Genomic DNA, 21,369 nt, shown 5'->3' on the forward strand with positions numbered 1-21,369 from the left:
AGGTCGAGCTGTCTGCCGAACTCTCTGTAGATGAGCTGACGCACTGCCTTGGCCGTCCACAAGGCAAAGTCGAACTTCAGCTGCGCGGGATTCTTATCGACAATCCAGTTGGCGACCTTCTTTTCTTCTTCCCGGCTGAGCCGACGCTTTTCTGATGCCGCGGCCTCATTCAGGCCGCGCTTCTTGCCGGCAACGGCGCTGTCAAAGCCTTCAGTCTGGTATATCTTGATGATCTTGGTAACCCATTGACGGCTCAATCCGAGTCTGCGTGCAATTTCGGCGCGCTTTACTCCATCACGGAAGTAAACAATGCAGCGGCGGCGAAGCTCGAGCTGGGCTTCAGGAGTGGCCTTGCGGCCGTCGAGGGTTGTGGTGGTTTTATCTTCATAACTCATTTATCAATTATAACATAACCGTAGCCGCTTGTCAACTATTTTGTGCCTATGTTAATAATTAAAAAACTCTGGTTGAAAAAAAACTAGGGGATTGTCTACTTTTTAAGGATGCTCTGACACATCTGAAGATAATGTATTAATTGTATAAATACAAATATATGATAGTATTTATCTATCATATAGATTTGCGAGAGGCTTCCTATGGATCTCTGGACCACCCACGTTTGTCAAGCTCCTAGTACGGTAATGTGCGAGCTTCGTAGCTTGGCTGCGGGCATTGAGTCAGTCGAGCGCATTATTGCGGCAGCCGGCTGTCCTTGCCAAAATAAACAGCCATGCAACAAGTGCAATCCATAGGAAATAGCTGTTGGACAAGCCTTACAGAAAAGGGTTTCTCATTTCACACGATTAGTTATGGAATTGCCGATGCCTCAGGCGGCTGCGGCAGCCTCATTGCAGGATTGGCCGGCCATAGCCGCAAGCACCGAGCGGGGGACTCCCGCTCTGTGAATGTCAAATTTTTCGCCGTAGGAGAGCACCGCCCATGCGATCCGGATGAGTTTCGCCGCCAGCGACACCATGATCTTGCCATAGGGCTTTCTCATCGCCAGCTGCTTGTCAATCCACTTCGTGAGCTGGCAGTCAGGCAGCCGCCTCTTGCAGTACTGCATGTAGATGCAAGCCGCCCCCTGCATCAGCAGGGATCTCAGCAATTTGTCGCCGCGGAGGCTGATTCGCCCCTGGCCCTTGCTTCTCAGATCTGGAGCTGAGCTCTTCTTTTGCCTAGGCTTATTCACATGCCCCGTAATGAAATTTTTAGGCACGCATCCAATGTAGGCGACAAGCGAACGTGGTTTATCAAACCGCTTTACATTACCGACAACCGTGATGAATCGGCCGGCAATCTGAGTGCCGACGCCCATGACGCTCTTCAGCAGCCGACCGTTGGCATTGGCTGAGACCAGAGCATCAAGGTCCTTGTCGAGCTGATGAACAGCTTTCGTTTTCGGTCCTTGGAATCAGTCTTCGCCGGAAAAGACGCAAAACCCGTACGCAACGCCTCACCGAACGGCTGGAAAAGCTTGTCCCCTGGTCAGCCTGCTTGAGCTGATTCAGCCCTTCTACTATGAGTCAGGCCGCCGCGGCCGGCAACTGTTCCCGCTTGAACTCATGCTCCGGATCCATCTGCAGCAGATCGCCTACAACATGATCCCCAGATGGAGGATTTCCTTCACGAGAACTCTACTGCTAGAAAATTCGTGGGGTTGGCGCTGGTGGACCGGACGCCGGATGAATCCACGAATCTCCAGTTCCGTCATCTGCTCGAGAGGCACAACCTCGGCAAGCAAGTCCTTGAACTGGTCAACGACGATATTACCGCGGCCGGACTGGTGCTCTCCAAAAGACGCATTGTTGATGCCAGCTTCATTGAAGCCCCGAGCTTAACAAATAATCGCGATCACAAGCGGGATTCGGAAATGTCGAGCGACATAAAGAGAAATACGAGGCATTTCGGCATGAAGATGCACGTCGCCACCGACGACCTCATCGGCATCGTCACGAATGCGGTCTACGGCCCCGCCAACGAGCATGACATCAGCCAAGTCCCGTCGGAGACGGAGCAGGTCTACGGCGATGCCGGCTATGTCGGGATGGAAAAGCGCGAAAAATTCCAGACGGATAAGGAAGCTGAGCAGCGTGAGTACCGGATCAACCTCCGTCCAGGCATTTTGAAAGAGCGCCCGGCTGAAGACATAGTGCGATCGAATATTTGAAGTCTAGCGTCCGATGCAAGGTTGAGCATGTATTTGCGCGAGTGAAGCTTCAAATGTCGTACAGCAAGACCCGCTATCGCGGCATTGCGAAGAACACTCATCGCATCAATACGATGCTGGCGCTCTGCAATCTCTTCACTGTCGGTTGTTTCCTGAGAAGATTAAAGGTCTAATGGTGCCTATATTGCAGAAATTTCATTATAAAACATAATATTGCGCCGACTTTTAGACTGTAAACAGCCAAATTTATACTTTTGGTCCGGATTTTCCAGTTTCAGCCATAAAAATCAACACTTGCTCAGACCTTCCTTAAAATAGAATCAAATAAAGCTATCCATTTGGCATAAACTTTTTCTGCAGAAAAAAACTCATATCTATTTTAGCTTTTGCACCTAAATGCATTCTTTTTTTCTTACTACTCATTAACTCATTCAGCGCAGAAGCAAAATCATTAGCATCTCTATTAACCAATATTCCATTAGAATCGTTCTCAATAATCTTATTTACCGACGGGCAATCATTCATTCCAATTACAGGAAGGCCCAAAGACATTGCTTCTGTTAAGGCTAAACTAAACCCTTCAAAACTTGACGGAAATGCAAAAATAGATGCCTTTAGTAACTTTTCTTTAACATTTTTGGTCGTACCACAAAGTATGAAGCGATCAGTCAATCCATATGCCTTTATTTTTTGTTCTAGTTTATGTACGCAATGATAACGTCCTCTTTGTCCCCACCATTCCACCTTCCAATCTGGGAACCTATCTTTTATTAAATTAAAAGCATCCAATAATAATTCAGGATTCTTTTCAGGATCAATTCTTGCCACGCATATAATAGTTTTCGATTCTAGTTCTGCATGTTCTTTATATTGAGGAACAACGTTAGGAATATAAACGATAGGAACATTTTGTAATCTTAATTTAGCTATATTAACATATTCAGGCATTAATACCTGAACCGCGTTAGACTGCTCCATTGCAGGCTTCAATATGTCAAATATAGGTCTATCCGTATAAACCAATGGGAAACTATGCAACATACTTACTATAGGCTTACTTATGTGCATAAGTTTTTTTAAGATGTAAGTAGCTTCAGGTTGAAATGTCAGAAATAAATCGACAGATTCTAATTGAGAAATTAGAGGCTCTAGTTTTTTTGACTGCCAAGTCATAAATTGAAGCCCGCGTTTTTGGTGCCTAACATCCCTTTTCATATCAAAGCATAGAATATCTCTGATCGGCGGCAAACAATATATTGGAGTCCGAGCCTTACAAATATAAAAATGTATCTTTGGATTGAGATAAAAGCCAGGTTCACCAATACCATTATTTTCATCAAAACAAATAGCGCTAACCTTATATCCTCTACTTAATAATTCATTTGCCATTGAACAAAATACTTTCGCAATTCCTCCTTTATTATTAAGAATGGACCAGATACTAAATAACACAATATGTTTTTCATTCATTATGGTATGTAATTACGATTTTTAATAGTTGGTTATTTAACAATATTGATTATATATTTTTTGGCAAAATTCGCTAGCGCAGAAAAATTATACGAGTAATTTCCGACCATAACATCACCCAAACAATTACAATCCAGGCTTTTATATCTTATATAAGTACGAGGAGCGTCACTTAGACCTTGCTGGCAAATTTCCTTTATCATCTTAAGGGATAATGAAGACATTTTATCGGTCATCACAATTATGATTGAAGAACTATCTCCAATTAAATCATTAGCATCACATACATCTCCCGCGATAATAGATAGCTGTTTTGTATAATCATCAAATTTTACTTTTCCACGAACAGCCAAGAAGGACCCACAATTTATTTTTATCTTCTTTCTTTCCCAAATCTCAGAATAAATAAGAACATCTATAGTATTCGTACCATCATCAATTTTAACAATACCAAATATCCCCTTCTTGCCTATAACTTGTCGTACATCTAGCACCAATCCTCCAACAAAAATATTATCCTTACCAGGAACTATATCTAATAACCTTATATTTCCTAAAATATCTTTAAACAGATTTTTATACTGTTCGTACGGATGCCCACTTACCCAAAAGCCATACACGTTTTTTTCCCACTCAAGGTCTTTGGACTCTAACGTAGAATCTTCCTTCAGTAGAGGTGTGGCTACTTCCTCTCCAAATAAGGCCTCTTGTCCTAGATGATCCTGAAGCCCCCTCGAGTACTGAATAGCGTCACTTACATTGGCGAGCAGGACATTTCTCCTGCGGTCGATGGAATCAAATGCCCCTGCCTTGATCAGACTCTCAAAAATCTTCTGATTAATCTCAGGTACGCGCTTAGCGAAGTTGAAGATGTCTGTGTACGGTCCTTCCTCCTTACGGCTTCGAATAATGCTTTCTACCACCGATCGGTTGATGCCTTTAATAGCGCCAAGGCCAAAGCGGATCTGCGCTTCGTTAGGAACCGAGAAGAACCAGTCGCTCTGGTTGATATCGGCAATCAGGAAATTAATGCCGTTATTTTTAGCGTCGGTGACAAGCGCGTTCATCTTGTCGCCGTCATCCATCACCATGCAGAGGTTGGCTGCATAGAAGGATGAGGTGTGGTGGACCTTAAGATAGGCGGTCTGATAGGCGACATAGGAATAAGCAGCTGCGTGGGATTTATTGAAGCCGTAGCCCGCGAACTTTTCCATCAAGTCGAAGATTTCAGTCGCAACTGATTCCTTGACGCTGCGTTCAGCAGCGCCCTTCACGAAGACGGCGCGCTGACGCTTCATTTCCTCGACGTTCTTTTTACCCATGGCTCGGCGCAGAAGGTCTGCGCCGCCAAGCGAGTAGCCGCCCACCACCTGGGCGACTCGCATCACCTGTTCCTGATAAACCATGATGCCGTAGGTTTCCTTGAGCACCGGCTCCATGCGCTGGTCAAGGTATTCCACTTTCTCTCGACCAAACTTTCGATCAATGAAGGACGGAATCAGATCCATCGGACCCGGTCGATAAAGCGCATTTAAGGCCACCAGGTCTTCAAGGCGATCGGGCTTGGCTTGCTTGAGGAGCGTACGCATGCCTTCCGATTCAAACTGGAATACGGCAGCAGTATTGCCCTGCTGGAAGAGCTCATAGGTTTCAACGTCATCCACCGGAATACGTTCCAGTTCGAAATGCTGTTCCGGATAGAGCTTGTCAATGAACTCAACCGCTTTTGCCAGGATGGAAAGCGTGGTAAGGCCCAGGAAGTCGAACTTCACGAGGCCGACATTTTCCACGTCCTTCTTATCGAACTGGCTGATCGTATTTTCTGGGCGCCCGTCGGAGTTGTAGAGCGGACAGAAGTCCGTGAGCTTCCCCGGTGCAATCAACACGCCGCCGGCATGCATGCCAAGGTTTCGCGTGAGGCCTTCAAGGGGCTTCGCGATTCGAATGATTTCCTTATATTCGTCGTCGTTTTCGATCGCATCCTTGAATTCCGGCACTTCAGCAATCGCTTCATCAAGCGTGATGTTCCTGCCGGGCTGCATCGGAATCAACTTCGAGAGCGCGTCCGTTTTCATGTAAGGAACGTCCAGTGCGCGACCGACGTCTCGCACCACCGCCTTGGCGCCCAAGGTTCCGAACGTTGCGATCTGGCTCACCGCATCTGCGCCGTACGCGCGCTTCACATACTCAATCGTGCGGTCGCGGTTGTACTGGCAGAAGTCCACGTCAAAGTCAGGCATGGACACGCGTTCCGGATTGAGGAAGCGTTCAAAAAGGAGGTCAAAATGAAGCGGATCCAGATCCGTAATGCCAAGGGAATACGCAACAAGCGAGCCTGCGCCTGAGCCTCGCCCCGGCCCCACCGGAACGCCGTTGCGCTTTGACCAGTTGATGAAGTCCTGAACGATAAGGAAGTACCCCGGGAACTTCATGCCCTTGATGATGCCGAGTTCGTATTCGAGACGCTTGTCGTATGCCGGGCGCTTCTCTTCCAGAACCTTGGGGTCCGGATAAAGGAACTCAAGGCGCTTCTGAAGGCCTTCCTTGGAGAGCTTGTCGATGTAATCGTCAAGCGACATGCCGTCGGGCGTCGGAAAAAGCGGGAGCTGAGGCTTGGAAAGGACGCCGTCCAAATTGCAGCGCTTTGCGATTTCAACGGAGTTGACGAGCGCAGCCGGAATGTCCTTGAAGAGCTCGCACATTTCGTCTTCGCTCTTAAAGTACTGCTCTTCCGTAAAGTTTCTGCTCCTTCGCGGATCCTGGAGCGTATAGCCCTCCGCAATGGAGCAGCGCACTTCGTGCGCTTCAAAGTCTTCCTTGTTGAGGAACTGAATCGGGTGGGTCGCGACGACAGGAATGCGGTGTTCGGCGGCAAAGTTCGCGAGACGCGCGGTTGCGAGCTCGTCGGACGGCCTTCCGGCACGCTGTAGTTCGACATAGAAGCAGTCTGGGAACCATGCCTTATAGCGCTCGAGCGCCTCTTCTGCGAGCGCCCAGCGCTTCGAGAGAAGAAGCTGGCCGAGTTCTCCCTGCGAGGCGCCGGAGAGGCAAATCAAGCCCTTTCCGCCGCCGTTATCAAACCAGGCGGGGTCAATCAGTCCTCGGGCCGCGTCGTTCTTCGTGAGGAACGCTTTCGTGAGGAGCACGCAGAGGGAATGGTAGCCCTCATGATTCATGCAGTAGACGCCGAGCCGATAAGGCTTCTTCAGGTCCTTCGGATTCATGACCCTCAGGTCGCATCCGAGAATCGGCTTGATGCCGGCGGCGAGCGCATGCGTATAAAAACGAAGGCCGCCGAAAATATTCATCAGATCGCAGATGCCGATGGCCACGCCTCCGCTCTTTTCCACTGCATGGATCATGGGATCCACGCGAACGATGCCGTCTGTAATTGAATATTCGGAATGGAACCTGAGGTGGATGAAGCGAGGATCGGTCATGAGGATGCTTGAAATTACGGATGCAAAAACGGCGCCTGAGGTTCAGAACCCAAAGCGCCGTCATGTGCGCCGGTATCGGCGCCTCGCGTGCAAGGAAAGGAATCAGCTTCCTTTCTGCTCGACAAAGTGCATTCTGAGGTTCGAATCGTATGGCTGAATTTTATTGCGCAGAGCCTCCGAAACGAGCGCATCCTCAAGATTCTCTTTGAGGAGCACCGCATGCACTTCCGGATGGGCTCTGAGGAAGGCTTCCGCCTTATCCCAGCCCATTGCAAAGAGCGCCGTGCAGAGGGCATCGGCGCGGGCTCCGTGGCTGTCCACAATCGTGACGGAAGCGATGTCCGTCGTCACCGGGCGCCCCGTTACCGGACTCAGAATATGGCCGTAACGACGGCCGTTCTTTTCGAAGTTGCGTTCATAAGCGCCCGACGTAATGACGCTCTCGTTCGCGGCAGAAATAACGGCGAAATAGCTGCCGCGCTCCTTGTCCGGGCTCTGGAGCCCGATGCGCCAGGGCTGCCCGGGGAATTTTTCACCGATGGCAACGACATTGCCGCCGAGATCGAGGAGCCCGTGCGTGGCCCCCGCCTCCACAAGCTTTTCAGCAAGCTTCTGGCCGATGTAGCCCTTGGCAATGGCGCCCATATCGACGTTCTGGCCCTTGCCGATCTGCATGAACCATTGCCCGTTTTCTTCCCAGACGCGGACCTTGCGGTGGTCGACGAGTTCAATAGCCTTTTTGATCGCTTCGTCCGAAGGCACTTCATTTCCGCCGAAACCGATCTTCCAGAGGTTGACGAGCGGACCGATCATGGGCTCAAAGGCGCTCCCGGTTTCATCCGCAATCTTGAGCGCCATCCTCGACATTTCCGCAATTTCGGGCATCACCGGCACGGCTTCCCCCGCACGGCGGTTGACTTCGTTGAGGGGCGTTTCCTTATGAACGCTCATCATGTCGTCATAGCGCTTTACTTCCGACTCCACGAGTTCGGCATAGTGCTTCACGGCTTCAGGCGTTTTCCCAAGAAGCTTCGCGCTCACCACCGTTCCCATATGAAGGGTCGTCGTGTCGAGCTCGTATTCCGGTGCCTGAGCTTCCTGAGATGCGGCGGCGGGCGCCGCAAGAATGCTTTCCGAAGGGAAGGAGAAGCCGATTGCCGTGGCAGCGGCCAGGGAAACGGCGAGCTTTCGAAGCTTAGTTCCGTGGACAAAGAAAAGAGAATGACGAAGCATGGTTTCCCGCAAAGTGCGGCGGTTCTTCCAGAGAGCAATAAAAAAGGGGGATGGCGCTTTGAGCGGTCCCCCTTATGACTGATGAGGCGCTTTAAGAGCGTCTCAGCTCAATCCCGAGATTACTGGGCCTTCGAGAGAGCATCCTTAACGGCAGCCTTGATGCCCTCGGAGGAGAGCGTGGCGCCGCCGACGGAGTCAACACCTTCAACGCCGTTCTTCTTGACGATTTCCGGGATCATCTGTTCGATCGGAGCAGCGATGATCATTTCGGTTTCGCCGTGCTTCACAACCTTGACGTCGGCAATCTTGCCGCCCTTGACATCAACCTGAACGGTGATGACGGACTCACGGCCCTTGCCTTCACCCGTGTAGGAGCCATCCTTGTAGGTGGCAGCCTGGGCGCCGACGGCGAGAAGAGCAGCAGCAGCGGCAACAATAATCTTCTTCATGATATGCAGTACCTTTCAAATGAAATGCGCTTTGGGCCATAGGGCGCCGAGAGAAAGGGAAATCATTTGTCCCTTCGCCTGCGCCCGATCGGCAGAAATGAACCTGGGAGGGTTTTATCCTATCTCCCGGCGACGGCTCATCATATCACAGGAAATTAGAGAAGCCTCTCCCATTGGAGAGACTTCTCTTGGATTAGGCAAAACGCCTTATTTCCCCCAGGAGTCGCGAAGTCCGACGGAAAGGTTGAAAACAGGGTGTTCCGGCGAATGATCCTTGCGGTCGGCAACAAAATAGCCGCTGCGCTCGAACTGGAACTTTTCGTCAGGCTTCGCAAGAGCCGTGCAGGGCTCCACAAATGACTGAAGAATCGTCTTCGAATTGGGAGTGAGACGGTCGAGGAAGCTGCCTTCGCCCGCTTCCGGATTGGGTTCGCAGAAGAGCCGGTCGTAGACGCGCACTTCCGCAGCCTTCGCCGTCTGAGCGTCAAGCCAGTGAATGGTGGCCTTCGTCTTCACGCTCATCGACCCTTCGGTGCCCGAACGCGTTTCAGGAAGATAGTTTGCATGTACGGCGATAACCTTCCCGGAAGCATCCTTCTCAAACGAGGTCGGAACGATGACGTAGCCGTAGCGCAGACGCACGGGCTTGGCGGGAGAACCGTCAGCCGGGATCGTGAGGCGGCGGAAGCCCTTGGGCGGCACTTCCGCAAAATCGCTCTCCTCAATCCAGAGCTCGCGCGAGAACGTGATTTCGCGCGTTCCCATTTCGGGCTTCTGAGGATGATTTTCCGCGATCAGCGTTTCGGACTGGCCTTCAGGATAGTTGTCGATGATGAGCTTCAGAGGATGAAGCACCGTCATGCGGCGCTCCGCACGGGCCTCGAGGTCCTCGCGCAGGCACTGCTCGAGCACGGAATAGTCGATCCAGCCGCCTGCGACGCGGGAGACGCCGCAGCGTTCCGCAAAGGTCTGCAGGCTTTCCGGCGTGAAGCCGCGACGGCGCAGACCCACGATCGTGGGCATGCGGGGATCATCCCAGCCGTCGACGTAATGTTCCGTCACGAGCTGAATGAGCTTGCGCTTGCTCACCACAACATAGGTGAGGTTCAGGCGATTGAATTCGTACTGGTGCGAGAGGAGGAAGAAGTTCTTTCTCACCGTCGCCGAGAGCGCTGCCTGAAGGAGCGGCGTGAAGTTTTCCGGATGCTTAGTCAGCACTTCAAAGAAGCGCTTCACGGACGCATCCGAGAGGTCGGCGGGAACACCTTCCTTCCAGCCTTCAAAAAGCTTCGCAAGTTCCGCTTCCGGAGCGCTCTGCCCAAGCTTCTCTCGCGCCGCATAAGCGGCCGCGACGAAAGCCATGGCTCTCGCATCCTCGCCCTTCGCCATCGCGGCAACGAGCTTCTGCGCTTCCTCATACTGGGGAGTGCGGAGCACCGGAACCACGCGCTCAAGCGCCCAGTCGTAGAACGCACGCTGATCTTCGAATTCGAGCGTGCAGATCGAGTGGGTGATGTTTTCGAGCGAATCCTCGATCGGGTGCGCAAAGGTGTACATCGGATAGATGCACCACTTGTTGCCCGTCGAATGGTGTTCGGCAAAGCGGATGCGGTAGATCGCCGGATCGCGCAGGTTGATGTTGGGGCTTGCCATGTCGATGCGGGCGCGCAGAACCATCGAGCCTTCGGCGTGCTTGCCGTCCCTCATTTCGCGGAAGATGCGCAGATTCTCCTCAACCGAACGATCGCGGTAGGGAGAGTTCTTTCCCGGTTCCTTGAGCGTGCCACGGTTGTCGCGCATTTCGTCCGCCGTCTGCTCGTCGACATAGGCATAGCCCGTCTTGATGAGGTGTTCGGCAAAGGCGTACATGTACTCAAAGTACGAGCTCGCGAAATAGAGGTTCTTCTCGCTCCCGTGCTCCCAGGAGAAGCCAAGCCAGCGAACGCTGTCGAGAATGCCGTCGACGTACTCCTGATCCTCCTTCACGGGATTGGTGTCGTCGAAGCGCATGTGGCAGCGGCCGCCGTAATCGCGGGCAAGGCCGAAGTTGAGGCAGATGCTCTTCGCGTGGCCGATGTGAAGGTAGCCGTTCGGCTCCGGCGGGAAACGCGTGCGGATTTTCGCCGTATCGGGCTGGCCCTTCTCGAGCTCCTCGGAATAGGGAGCCGGATAGCCGCACCAATAGCGCGGCTGATTGGCGCCTTCAGCCAAATCCTCTTCGATGATGTTGCGAATGAAGTTGGTTGCACGCCCGGTCTGGGCTTCCGTGTTGTCGCTCATCGCGTTTCTTGAATCCTGGGAAAGAGAGAAAAAACCGACGCCGACCTATGGGCGCCGGTTGAAGATGAAAGTATGAATTTTAGCGCGGCGTTTGTTTTCTTACGCTTTGCGGGGAAGACGCAGAATGAGGCTCGAGGTGTCGAGCCTTCCGTCGCCCCTTGCGCTCAGCTCGTCATAGAAACTGAGAACCTGGCGCGCAATGTCAAGCTTCGAGCCGTTCCTCTCCGCTTCATTGAGCGCAATGCCAAGATCCTTCCTCATCCAGTCGATCGCAAAGCCAAAGTCGAACTTGCCTTCGACCATGGTTTTGCTGCGGTTGACCATCTGCCACGACGAGGCGGCGCCCCCCGACAGCGCAGAAATGAGCTTATCCATGTCGAGTCCGGCATTCATGCCGAAGGCAAGGCCTTCAGCGAGCCCCTGCACGCACCCTGCAATGCAGATCTGATTCACCATCTTGGCGAGCTGCCCGGAGCCGACGGCGCCAAAGTGAGTGATCTGACTGCTGTAAGCCCGGAGCACCGGCTCGATCCGGGCGCAGACTGACGCTTCGCCTCCGAGAAGTACCGTGAGGCACCCGTTTTCGGCGCCGGCCTGGCCGCCCGATACCGGAGCATCCACCCAATCGACGCTTCTCTTCTGCGCTTCCACGGCGAGCTCGCGCTCGACCATAGCGCTTGCCGTCGTGTGGTCCACGAACACCGCACCTTCCGCCATGCCGGCGAGCGCCCCATTTTCGCCAAGGACGACGCTTCTCAGATCATCGTCGTTGCCGACGCAGGCAAAAACGATCTGAGCGCCTTCTGCAGCCTCACGCGGCGTTTGTGCGATCCGGCCGCCGAATTCAGCCGCCCAGCGCTCGGCCTTTGCCGTCGTGCGGTTGTAGACAGCGACTTTGTGGCCTGCTCGCGCGAGATGACCGGCCATGGGATAACCCATGACGCCGAGTCCGATGAAGGCAGCCGTCATGGGTTCGGTCTGAGGATAGTTTTTGGTCTGCATAGGAATCCGTCCGGGAAACCGGCAAAAGGGAGTTTCCGCCGTACGCGAGGCCACGGACCTCACGTGCGGCGGTGGTGATTTCGAAGCGATCAGCGAATGCCGGTGCGCTCGAAAGCTTCTTCGGCAGTCTTCACGACCTTGCGCGCAAGCGCAGCCGTCGGGTCAATGACCACAACATGCGCGCCCGCGACTTCAAAGTCGTCCGACTCATCGAGAATCAGAGGGAGTTCCGTGCAGCCGAGGATCAGGCAGTTACAGCCGTGGTCGCGCACGAGCACTTCTGCCGCTGAAAGCAGATCATCGCGGCAGACGCCGTCGGTAAAGCCCGCCTTCGCGCCCTTAGGCCCGTAAATGGCCGCCATGACGCGTTCCTGATGCTCGGCATCGGGCACAAACATGGCAAGCCCCATGGCCTTCGCCTTGTCGGAATAAATGCCCGTCTGGACGGTGCCGGTCGTGGCGAGAAGTCCGATCCGGGCCTTGTCGCCGAGCGTCGCCTTGATTTCATCGAGCGCAGCCTGCTGCATGTTGATGAAGGGCGTGCGGATGAAGCGCTGGAGATAGGGAAGAAACGCATGCGCCGTATTGCAGGGCACGATGATCGCGTCGCATTCATCATCCTCGAGGCGCTTCGCGCAGTTGAACATCGCGAGCGTCGGATCCACGCCGCCGTGGAGAAGCGATGCCGTACGGTCGGGGATCTGCGGATTCTGCTCAACCACGACCTTGATGTGTTCCTGATCCGTCTTCGCGGGCGTCGCCTTCACGATCTTGTCGTAAAGGTCCACCGTTGCCGCGGGCCCGAGGCCGCCGATGAGCCCCACTTTGAAGGGTTTCGGAAGGCGCTTGGGCGTAGCCTTGACCGCTTCCACGGCGGAATTTCTCAGGAGGTCGATGACGGGAAGTCCCCGCAGACGCAGCTCTTCGGCAAAGCGCGCCATCTGCGTGCAGTTGGGGATAAGCACCTCAGCGCCGGCTTCAAGGAGCTTCTCGCCCGCCTTCATCATCTCTTCGTTTTCTGAAGAGAAGCCGTGCTTTTTGAGCGCCTCACCCGGGCTCTGAAGGATGTCGTAGATCGGCGCAAGGTCTTCCGAAGGCTTCACGAATTCAAAGTCGGCGCCGAAAAGCTTCTCGTAAAACTCCTGCGGAACAGCTCGCCCGAGGAGACCGATCCGGCGGATGCCTTCGGCCTTAAGGCTTTCAGGAAGCCCTGCAAGGAGCGAAATCACCGGCACCTGAAGTTCCTTCTGAAGTTCAGGAAGGAAGGGTTCCGTTCTGACGTCCGGAATGATGACGGCTTCGCAGCCGGCTTTCTGAAGTTCCGAAGCCGCGAGGAAAGCCGCAATCTTGCGGTCGCCCAGAGCGATTCTCGGCGTCGGCGCCTCAAGCGGCATTTCCTCTGCAGATTCGACGACCTCGACTTCCATATCGAGGTCGGAACCCGTGGCAATAAGCCAGGCCTTGATCTTCAGCCCCGGGAGCGGATTAATTCCGCACGCGACGCCAATTTTTTTGAATCCCATGTTGTCTCTCCTCAACAAACTACTTTCGGCCTCAAACGGGCTTCGATCTCACTTTAGTCCTCGCTCGCGAATTCGCCAAGGCGTTCGCCCCACTCATAGAGGGCGCCCAGGATTTCCTGGTGCATTTCGTCGTCAAACTGACCGCTTTCCTGAGCCCGATCAATTTCTTCAAAGTATCGGCTCACGGTAAGCGCCCGGTCTTCGCCTTCCATCAGGCGTCGACGGCAAAGCGCCTTCCAGTGCGCTGCGTCCTCTGGAGACAAGGTTTCCGGCCAGTTGCGGGCGCGGTAGCGAAGAAGCATTTCACTGAACTGCGGATCATCAAAGTGAAGCGCTCCGCTTTCAGCGAGGTTTTTGAGTTCTTGAGGGTTCGATTCGCGAATTTTCGCGAACTGCACCTTGTCGTTTGCACTCGCAAATCCTGACGAATAAAGCGACGTATCCGGATCCGGATGGACGTCAAGCTTTTCATCCGCAAAGCGCATCCCCAGAACTTCCGCGAAAACCGTCTGAATGAGCGGAATGATTTCCCGAAGCTTCGCGAGGTTCTGCTGAACCACCTCGAAATCGATGCCGTACTGCTTTGCCCGGTCCTGCGAAAGCACGCGAAGATTGGAGCAGACAAAAGGCGACGCATTTGCCTTCAATTGCTTGATAGGCAGGCGCACTGTGCCTGCCGCACGATCCTCAGCCGTCGGGAAGGCCCGCTTGCGGAACTCTTCGAGCGACAGCGTGCGCAGAATTGTGGGATCTTCCATCAGATCCCACATCCAGCAATCGTTCTTGTCCTGATAGAAGCAGGCGGCAATGCCGGTGCATCCCCGTGCGATGCCGAAGCGGGGCGTCACCCACACGACGGGCTTTGCGCCACTGATGGTGGCAAGGACCTTCTCCTTCGTTCGATTTTCAAAGGCCCACTGCCAAAGACGCGGTTCTTTTTCCGCAAGAAGTCTCGCAAGGCCGATCGTCGCCTCAACGTCTGAAAGCGCATCATGGGCATGACCATGCTCAATGCCGTTGGCCTTGGTCAGGAATTCAAGCTTGAAGCAGACGCCGCTTCTGCCGGCTGCCTTCGGGTACACCGCCGGATCAATATCTTCCCACTTCGGCCACTTGATGGCATCGCCCCGCAGCGCCCAAGCAGCGCAGACGACAGGAAAGAGATCCCACCGGGAGCAGCCGTTCGCCCAACTGTGCTGATAAGCATCGAGGAAATTTCGCCAGAAAAGGAAGCGATTGACTTCATCGTCGAATCCAAGCGTGTTGTAGCCGATGCTCACCGTACCGGGGGCATTAAGCCGCTCCCAGACGTCCTGCGCGAACTCGGTTTCCCTCAATCCCTTTTCTTCACAGAGCTGCGGCGTAATTCCGGTGAGAAGCGAGCTCTCCGGGCTCGGGAGCTGATCCATGGCCGGACGGCAATAGAAAACCTCGCCCTCCGACACGGGTTCAAAATCGAGGCCCGTGCGGCGGCCTGCGAACTGTGCGGGGCGATTTCGCTTCGGATCCACGCCGAAGGTTTCGTAGTCGTACCAGTAGAAAGTGGGGTTCCGGGGCTTCATTTGCGTCATCTGCTTCAAGTTTCCTGTCTTTTGCTCTGTCGACTTAGGCGAGGATCACGTCCCACTCTTCCTGCGAATAGGCGGCTTCCACCTCGAGAAGAATGGGTCTTTCAACCGACTGCTGAAGGAGTTCGAGCGCCTGGGATTCCTCTTCGAGGAGAAGGTCGATCACCGTCTGACTGGCAAGAATCCGGTACTCCTTCATGTCCTTATATTGCTTCGAAAGCCTCACGATCTCGCGGAGGATCTCATAGCAAACCGTTCTTGCCGTCTTGATTTCGCCGCGTCCCCCGCAGATCGGGCAGGTTTCGCAAAGCACATGCGCGAGAGACTCCCGCGTGCGCTTTCTCGTCATCGCAACGAGCCCGAGCTCATTGAAGCCGCTCACGGTCATCTTGGTGCGGTCGTGCGCGACCGCACGCCGCAGTTCGCTCAACACCGCCTCCCGGTGCTCATCCTTCGCCATGTCGATGAAGTCGACGATGATGATGCCGCCCAGGTTCCTGAGCCTCAGCTGCCGCGCAATAACCTGCGCCGCCTCAAGATTGGTTTTGAAGACGGTGTCGCTGAAGTCGCGCTTTCCGACGTAGGCTCCGGTATTGACGTCGATCGTCGTCATCGCCTCGGTCTGGTCGAAAACGAGATAGCCGCCGCTCTTCAGGTCCACCCGGCGCCCGAGCGCTTTTTCAAGTTCCGCATCAATGCCGTATAGCTCAAAGAGGGGCGTCTCACCTTCATAGAAATGAAGCTTCTCAGCCGCCGTCGGCACAAACTGCCTGGCAAACGCCTGGAGAGCCTTATATTCGCCTCGTTCATCCACTTCAATCGAAGCGGTTTCCTCGTGCACCAAGTCGCGCAGGACTCTTTGCGAAAGCGTGAGATCCTGGTAGAGGAGTTTCGGCCCCTTCGCTTCGCGCGCCTTCTGCTGAATTTCCTTCCAGAGGTGCGCAAGGTAAGTCATGTCCGTGCGGAATTCCTCTTCCGTCGCGCCTTCCTCAGCGCTCGTTCGTACGATGTAGCCGCCTTTTTCTTCCGGAGGACGAAGTGCAGTTACTTCTTCCCGGAGCCTTTCTCGAAGCGCTTCGTCATCGATGCGCTGAGAGACGCCGATGTGCGTGTCGTTGGGAAGGTAGACGAGTTTCCGACCGGCAAGCGAAATCGTTGTCGTGAGCCTCGCTCCCTTCGTTCCGATCGGGTCCTTTGCAACCTGAACCATCAGGCGTTGCCCTTCGTGAAGAAGGGTTTCGATCGGGCGAAGCGCACCGGTTTCAGTGCGGGCCCCTTCAATTTCAGCAATATGAAGGAAAGCCGTGCGCTCAAGCCCGACATTCAGAAATGCGCTCTGCATGCCCGGAAGCACGCGGACCACCTGACCGTAATAGACGTTTCCCACGAGGCCCCGGGCGCACATGCGCTCAACGAGGATGTCCTTCAGGATGCCGTCCTCTAAAATGGCAACTCGCGCTTCCTCGCGGGAGCTGTTGATAAGGATTTGTTCCACGAATTTTTCAGCGCTTGAATAGAAGCGCCCCTTGATTTTCACTGCTGCGCTCATTCTATAGGCGCCCGACATACTGCATGATCCTCATTACCGGCGGAGCCGGCTTCATCGGCTCAAACTTCATTCTTGAATGGCTTCAGCACCACCAGGAACCCGTGGTGAACCTTGATGCGCTCACCTACGCCGGCAATCCTGAGAACCTGAATTCCGTCAGAAACGACCCGCGCTACCGTTTCATCCTCGGGAATGTGGCAGACGCAGATGCGGTTGCCGAAGCGTTCGACCGCTTTCATCCGAGAGCCGTCATCCATTTCGCAGCAGAAAGTCATGTGGACCGTTCGATCTCCGGCCCCAAAATCTTCATTGAAACCAATGTGCTCGGCACGGCCACGCTCCTTGAAGCGGCGCGCCGCTACCGGGATTCATTGAGCGAAGAGGTGCGCTCAGCCTTCCGCTTCATCAACATTTCAACCGATGAGGTCTACGGGTTCCTGACGAAGGACGCACCGCCCGCTGTCGAAGAAACGCCCTTTGATCCGAGCAGTCCCTATTCGGCAAGCAAGGCTGCGCAGGACCAGCTCGGCCGCGCCTATGCCCGAACATACGGCATGCCCGTCATCACCGTACGCTGCACAAATAACTATGGGCCGCGCCAGTACCCTGAGAAGCTCACGCCGAGTGTGATCCAGAAAGCGCTCTCCGGCGAACCGATACCCGTTTACGGAAGCGGCCTTCAGATCCGCGACTGGATCCATGTTTCGGACTTCTGCCGTGCAATCACGCTGATTCTCGAAAAGGGGCTACCGGGTGAGATCTACAACGTGGGCACAAACAACGAGCTCACGAATTTCGACTACATCGAGCGCATATGCACTCGTCTCGACGCGCTGAAGCCCAGCTCGCAGGGATCTTATGCTGAACTCATCAGACATGTTTCCGATCGTCCGGGGCATGACGTTCGATACGGGCTCAATGCCGCGAAGATTCGCCGGATGCTCGGCTGGAAGCCGCAGGTAGACTTCTCAGCCGGCCTGGATGCAACACTCCGGTGGTACCTCGCTCACTTCTCCCTGCAAGGCAAGGAACAATAAAAATGAAAATCCTGATCGTCTCCCTGCGTTATCTCGGCGACTGCCTTCTCGCGGCAGCCCTAGCTCCGGCGATTAAGAAGAAGCTCCCGGACGCTCAGGTTGACCTTCTGACCTTCAAGGACAACCGCGGAATTCTCGAAGGCATTTCAGCCATCGACAACGTTATCGGCGTTGAGCGCCATCCCAATAAATTCCGACAGGCGCTTGACCACATCCGGTCATGGAACAGCTATGACTGGGCGTTATCCACCATGAACAGCACTCGATGCACGTTTTACAGCTGGTCGAGCGCCAAGCATCAGGTGATGCCTCAGACCTTTAATAAAACGAAAGATCTGTGGATTCATCTTCTTATCAGCAAATTTGTTCCATGGGCGCCTGGACATATGCTGGACACGTTTACAGCTTTGGCAGAACCTGTTGTCGGGTCGATCCCTCCACTCAAACCTGTAGCGCCGGATGCCCCGCTCTCTGATGATCTATCACAACTTTTAACCCCGTTAGGAGACTATGTCGCCTGCCATCCCTGTTCACGCTACCAGGATAAAAACTGGTCTAAGAATGAATGGCGAAAGCTCTTTAGCAAAATACTGGACAGCGGAAAGGATATCTGCCTGACTGGCGGTCCCTCTGCTTTTGAGCACGATTACATCCGTGATATTTCGGACGGATTCCCCTCTGACAAGGTTGTTTCCATTGCAGGGAAAGTCTCTTTCGGACAAACCGGAAGAATCATCAGGAATGCCCGTGCCTTTTTGGGAGTGGATACCGCAACGGCTCACGTTGCCGCCGCTACCGGAACGCCGTCGTTTTTCATTTTTGGACCAACCCCTGTCAGTGCATGGGGGCCATCACCCAAGGAAGGACGTCCCGCACAGTTTTCCGGGCTTCTGGATTTACAGACGGTTCTCAATGTCACCATCATCAGGCAGGATCAACTAAAGCCCTGCGACGGCTGCAGCAACCACCGCTGCGCACATTTCGATCCGCCCGAACTCTCCCGGTGCATGCAGAACATTCCCGCGGAAAAAGTCTGGCGAGCACTCTCAAATGCTCTTTGAATGCTGCTGGAACACGCGAACAGACATGAAGACCCCAACGAGAAGCAAAATCATGCCGACGCTCATGAGCGTTGTCGGCATCTGCTCCCTCATGATGTGCGCATAAATGACGGCAAAGATCGTTTCAAAAATAATCATTTGTCCGCCCAGCGCTCTCGGCAAACGCTGACTCATGGCATTCCAGAAGCAAATCGCAAGCCATGAACAAACCACCCCCAGAAAAAGAACGCCAGCCACAAACTTTTCGGGGGTTTCACCGAGCGCATGCATGATCCCGCCGTCATTCCAGACATACCAGACCAGGCCAACCAATGATGCCGGCAACGCTGCTGCGCCCTGAGCGGCCGTCCAGAACATCGGCGACATCTTGCCTCGATGACGAATAAGCCATTCCGCATTGCTTAAGGGATACCAGGTCCAGACCAGCAGGCTGAGAAACGCATAGAAAACACCCAGCCAGAATCCTGAAGGGGGCTCAGATGATGTCTGAAGAAAGTATGCAAACTCCGTCCAGTTGAGGCATATCATCCCGGCACCCACCACAGAAAGCGGGAGGACGAGCTTCCCCCACGCAACCCCGTGTCCTACGCGGGCTGCGGATAGATTTGCAACAATTGCCACGCTGATGGGAATAACGGCAGTGAAGGCACCTGCGATCGGAGCACCGGCGAGCTGCACGGCTGAAGCCAAAAGCCAGTAGAAAAAGAGGTTGCCGATGACGCCCAGAGCAATTGCGCTCCACCAGTCGCCAGCAGTCATCTGACGCACATACCGCAGGTTGAAGAAAAGCAGCACCGTCGACAACGCCCCAAAAATAGTGTAGCGCGCCAATGCAATCAAGAGGGGATCGTATGCGGCAAGCCAGAGCGGGATCATGTAGACCAGTCCCCAGAGCGCGCAGGCGACAACGCCGTATATGAAACCGGTCAGCATCATGATTGTGTCTAAGGATCCCTTACAGTAAAAAGGCGCGCCTCTCAGAGCGCGCCCTTTGAACATTACCCGTTCTTTGCGTCAGTTGCTTTTGCTGAACTGAATCGTGTAGAGATGATGATAGAACCCCTGACGTGCGAGGAGCTCCTCGTGACTGCCGATCTCGGCAATGCCGCCGTCACGCATGACCACAATGCAGTCTGCATTGATGATCGTCGAGAGTCGATGAGCAACCACAAAAGACGTACGCCCTTTGAGAAGCGTATCGAGCGACTTCTGAATATGCTTCTCGCTTTCCGTATCCAAAGCACTGGTTGCTTCGTCAAGAAGCAGCACAGGAGCATTTTTGAGGAAAGCTCTTGCAATGGAAATGCGCTGGCGCTGGCCGCCGGAAAGCATGCTGCCGTTAGCGCCGACCGGCGTATCCAGACCGTCGGGCAAAGTCTTGATGAAATCTGTGAGCGCCGCAGCATCCGCCGCGGCCTCAATCTGCTCACGCGTCACAGTATCTTTGCAGCCGTAGGCAATGTTGTTTGCAATAGTGTCGTCAAAGATCACAACGTCCTGACTCACCAACGCGATCTGCCGCCTCAGACTTTCAAGCGTCAGCTCCTTCTGCGGAATACCGTCAAAGTAGATTTCACCCTCAGTCGGATTCCAAAATCTTGGGATCAGGTTGATGAGCGTCGATTTGCCGGCACCCAAAGAGCCCACCAGAGCGATCATTTCGCCGGGCTTCACATCCAGCGTGAATTTTTTAAGCGTCGCTTTTTCTGCACCAGGATACGTAAAGCCGACATGGTCGAAAATAACCTCGCCCTGAATGCGATTGACGTCCCGCGTTCCTTCGTCTTTTTCCGGAAACTCATCAATCATTTTGAAGAGGCTTTCCGCAGCCGCAGTCATAGCGGCGGTCGACCCCATCACATTAGAGAGGTGCTTGATCGGCGGAAGCAGGAGCAGCATCGCAGAGAGGAACGTCGTGAACTCGCCGATTGTGAGTATGCCTGCCTGCGCCTGAAGCAACGCAAACACCACGACGATGGAAACGCCGCACATGGAGACCAACTGGGTCAGCGGCGTGCCCGCCGCCTTGATCTGCTGAGTCTTCAGCGTCAGATCCTTGAGGAGCTCATTGACCTTAGGAAGGTCTGAGCAAGTGCCAATTTTTATGACTGCAACCGGAAAATCCGGACCCAACACATAAATTCGGTTGTTTACAGTCTAAAAATTGGCAGTTTATGATGTTTTTAGTGGAAATTTCCACAATATAGGCACAATTAGCCTTGATATTTCATCCGGCCTCGGAGCTCCGATCTCCGAGGCTCAATTGAGAATCGATCTCATCTAGTCACCATAAATCCGCGCAGCGGGTACAACACCCCCTTACCCCCGAGTTGACAACGAGTCGGGGACGCTCCGTCAGGGGCTATTCCATCAGGATTTCAAAACGGCGCTGCCAGGCTTCCGGCATCGGCGGCAGGCCGAAGACAATGCGGGTCTGCAGTTCGCGGATCTTGGCCGATACGCAGATGAGGAACTGGCAGATGAGTCTGATCGTCGGCCCGTAGCGGCGCTTTTCAGCGCAGTGCGCGCGCGTCGTATTCCGCTTTCGACTGCGCCGCTTCTTCAAGGGCTTATGCGGCTGCTCGCG

At 54.1% G+C, this 21,369-nt stretch carries 18 protein-coding genes; 4 read left to right on the plus strand and 14 right to left on the minus strand.

The annotated features are described in order from the left end of the window. Positions 1–395 (minus strand): helix-turn-helix domain-containing protein (locus GBM95_RS06655; RefSeq protein ID WP_152158394.1); only part of this gene is annotated, 395 nt, incomplete at its 3' end. 431 nt (positions 396–826) lie between these two features. Next, positions 827–1,360, minus strand: coding sequence for a transposase (locus GBM95_RS06660; protein ID WP_226963203.1), 534 nt, complete (start codon positions 1,358–1,360; stop codon positions 827–829). Positions 1,361–1,612: 252 nt separating this feature from the next. Between GBM95_RS06660 and GBM95_RS12635 the strand changes: the two genes are divergently transcribed. Both GBM95_RS12635 and GBM95_RS12640 read left to right on the plus strand, forming a co-directional pair. Continuing rightward, positions 1,613–2,170 carry a transposase gene (locus tag GBM95_RS12635; RefSeq protein ID WP_226963197.1) on the plus strand — a complete coding sequence of 186 codons (558 nt, stop codon included), beginning with the start codon at positions 1,613–1,615 and terminating at the stop codon, positions 2,168–2,170. Continuing rightward, positions 2,167–2,343 (plus strand): transposase, encoded by a 177-nt coding sequence (locus tag GBM95_RS12640; protein WP_226963198.1) that lies wholly within the window; start codon positions 2,167–2,169, stop codon positions 2,341–2,343. The genes GBM95_RS12635 and GBM95_RS12640 overlap by 4 nt, the downstream gene beginning before the upstream one ends. Positions 2,344–2,500: 157 nt before the next feature. Here GBM95_RS12640 and GBM95_RS06670 read toward each other — a convergent pair whose 3' ends face one another. From GBM95_RS06670 to rng, 9 genes are all read right to left on the minus strand, one after another. Next, positions 2,501–3,640 (minus strand): glycosyltransferase, encoded by a 1,140-nt coding sequence (locus tag GBM95_RS06670; RefSeq protein WP_152158396.1) that lies wholly within the window; start codon positions 3,638–3,640, stop codon positions 2,501–2,503. A 32-nt stretch (positions 3,641–3,672) separates the two neighbouring features. Beyond that, the gene (dnaE, locus tag GBM95_RS06675; protein WP_152158397.1) at positions 3,673–7,080 is read right to left on the minus strand and encodes a DNA polymerase III subunit alpha; all 3,408 of its coding nucleotides are present in this window, start codon (positions 7,078–7,080) and stop codon (positions 3,673–3,675) included. Positions 7,081–7,182: 102 nt separating this feature from the next. Continuing rightward, the gene (locus tag GBM95_RS06680) at positions 7,183–8,313 is read right to left on the minus strand and encodes an FAD:protein FMN transferase (protein WP_152158398.1); all 1,131 of its coding nucleotides are present in this window, start codon (positions 8,311–8,313) and stop codon (positions 7,183–7,185) included. Positions 8,314–8,432: 119 nt separating this feature from the next. After that, the gene (locus tag GBM95_RS06685) at positions 8,433–8,762 is read right to left on the minus strand and encodes an FMN-binding protein (RefSeq protein ID WP_139688600.1); all 330 of its coding nucleotides are present in this window, start codon (positions 8,760–8,762) and stop codon (positions 8,433–8,435) included. A 207-nt stretch (positions 8,763–8,969) separates the two neighbouring features. Further along, the gene (locus GBM95_RS06690) at positions 8,970–11,042 is read right to left on the minus strand and encodes a glutamine--tRNA ligase (RefSeq protein WP_152158399.1); all 2,073 of its coding nucleotides are present in this window, start codon (positions 11,040–11,042) and stop codon (positions 8,970–8,972) included. 99 nt (positions 11,043–11,141) lie between these two features. Continuing rightward, positions 11,142–12,044, minus strand: coding sequence for an NAD(P)-dependent oxidoreductase (locus tag GBM95_RS06695; RefSeq protein ID WP_152158400.1), 903 nt, complete (start codon positions 12,042–12,044; stop codon positions 11,142–11,144). An 89-nt stretch (positions 12,045–12,133) separates the two neighbouring features. Continuing rightward, positions 12,134–13,567 carry a cysteate racemase gene (locus tag GBM95_RS06700; RefSeq protein WP_152158401.1) on the minus strand — a complete coding sequence of 478 codons (1,434 nt, stop codon included), beginning with the start codon at positions 13,565–13,567 and terminating at the stop codon, positions 12,134–12,136. 53 nt (positions 13,568–13,620) lie between these two features. After that, positions 13,621–15,138, minus strand: coding sequence for an exodeoxyribonuclease I (gene sbcB, locus GBM95_RS06705; protein WP_226963199.1), 1,518 nt, complete (start codon positions 15,136–15,138; stop codon positions 13,621–13,623). A gap of 34 nt (positions 15,139–15,172) precedes the next feature. Further along, the gene (rng, locus tag GBM95_RS06710) at positions 15,173–16,630 is read right to left on the minus strand and encodes a ribonuclease G (RefSeq protein WP_226963200.1); all 1,458 of its coding nucleotides are present in this window, start codon (positions 16,628–16,630) and stop codon (positions 15,173–15,175) included. A 77-nt stretch (positions 16,631–16,707) separates the two neighbouring features. On the opposite strand from rng, the gene rfbB reads away from it, so the two are divergent. Further along, on the plus strand, positions 16,708–17,721 hold the full coding sequence (rfbB, locus tag GBM95_RS06715; protein WP_152158403.1) for a dTDP-glucose 4,6-dehydratase: 1,014 nt from the start codon (positions 16,708–16,710) through the stop codon (positions 17,719–17,721). A 2-nt stretch (positions 17,722–17,723) separates the two neighbouring features. Continuing rightward, positions 17,724–18,782 carry a glycosyltransferase family 9 protein gene (locus tag GBM95_RS06720; RefSeq protein WP_152158404.1) on the plus strand — a complete coding sequence of 353 codons (1,059 nt, stop codon included), beginning with the start codon at positions 17,724–17,726 and terminating at the stop codon, positions 18,780–18,782. Here GBM95_RS06720 and GBM95_RS06725 read toward each other — a convergent pair. From GBM95_RS06725 to GBM95_RS12315, 3 genes are all read right to left on the minus strand, one after another. Then, positions 18,768–19,718, minus strand: a complete 951-nt coding sequence (locus GBM95_RS06725) for a DMT family transporter (RefSeq protein WP_226963201.1) — start codon at positions 19,716–19,718, stop codon at positions 18,768–18,770. The two genes, GBM95_RS06720 and GBM95_RS06725, sit on opposite strands and share 15 nt — an antisense overlap. A gap of 78 nt (positions 19,719–19,796) precedes the next feature. Then, the gene (locus GBM95_RS06730) at positions 19,797–20,915 is read right to left on the minus strand and encodes an ATP-binding cassette domain-containing protein (RefSeq protein WP_226963202.1); all 1,119 of its coding nucleotides are present in this window, start codon (positions 20,913–20,915) and stop codon (positions 19,797–19,799) included. Positions 20,916–21,144: 229 nt separating this feature from the next. Beyond that, positions 21,145–21,369, minus strand: a 225-nt coding sequence (locus GBM95_RS12315) for a hypothetical protein (RefSeq protein ID WP_193222610.1), incomplete at its 5' end; no start/stop codon positions are given.

This window comes from Sutterella seckii (genome assembly GCF_009183815.1).
GTDB classification, from domain to species: domain Bacteria; phylum Pseudomonadota; class Gammaproteobacteria; order Burkholderiales; family Burkholderiaceae_F; genus Sutterella; species Sutterella seckii.

Excerpts from the sequence above, each read along its gene's own strand:
- GBM95_RS06690 (WP_152158399.1), bottom strand. The coding sequence starts at position 11,042 with ATGAGCGACAACACGGAAGCCCAGACCGGGCGTGCAACCAACTTCATT.
- dnaE (WP_152158397.1), bottom strand. The coding sequence starts at position 7,080 with ATGACCGATCCTCGCTTCATCCACCTCAGGTTCCATTCCGAATATTCA.
- GBM95_RS06685 (WP_139688600.1), bottom strand. The coding sequence starts at position 8,762 with ATGAAGAAGATTATTGTTGCCGCTGCTGCTGCTCTTCTCGCCGTCGGC.
- GBM95_RS06725 (WP_226963201.1), bottom strand. The coding sequence starts at position 19,718 with ATGATGCTGACCGGTTTCATATACGGCGTTGTCGCCTGCGCGCTCTGG.
- rfbB (WP_152158403.1), top strand. The coding sequence starts at position 16,708 with ATGATCCTCATTACCGGCGGAGCCGGCTTCATCGGCTCAAACTTCATT.
- GBM95_RS06700 (WP_152158401.1), bottom strand. The coding sequence starts at position 13,567 with ATGGGATTCAAAAAAATTGGCGTCGCGTGCGGAATTAATCCGCTCCCG.
- GBM95_RS06695 (WP_152158400.1), bottom strand. The coding sequence starts at position 12,044 with ATGCAGACCAAAAACTATCCTCAGACCGAACCCATGACGGCTGCCTTC.
- GBM95_RS06720 (WP_152158404.1), top strand. The coding sequence starts at position 17,724 with ATGAAAATCCTGATCGTCTCCCTGCGTTATCTCGGCGACTGCCTTCTC.
- sbcB (WP_226963199.1), bottom strand. The coding sequence starts at position 15,138 with ATGACGCAAATGAAGCCCCGGAACCCCACTTTCTACTGGTACGACTAC.
- GBM95_RS12635 (WP_226963197.1), top strand. The coding sequence starts at position 1,613 with ATGGAGGATTTCCTTCACGAGAACTCTACTGCTAGAAAATTCGTGGGG.
- GBM95_RS06680 (WP_152158398.1), bottom strand. The coding sequence starts at position 8,313 with ATGCTTCGTCATTCTCTTTTCTTTGTCCACGGAACTAAGCTTCGAAAG.
- GBM95_RS06670 (WP_152158396.1), bottom strand. The coding sequence starts at position 3,640 with ATGAATGAAAAACATATTGTGTTATTTAGTATCTGGTCCATTCTTAAT.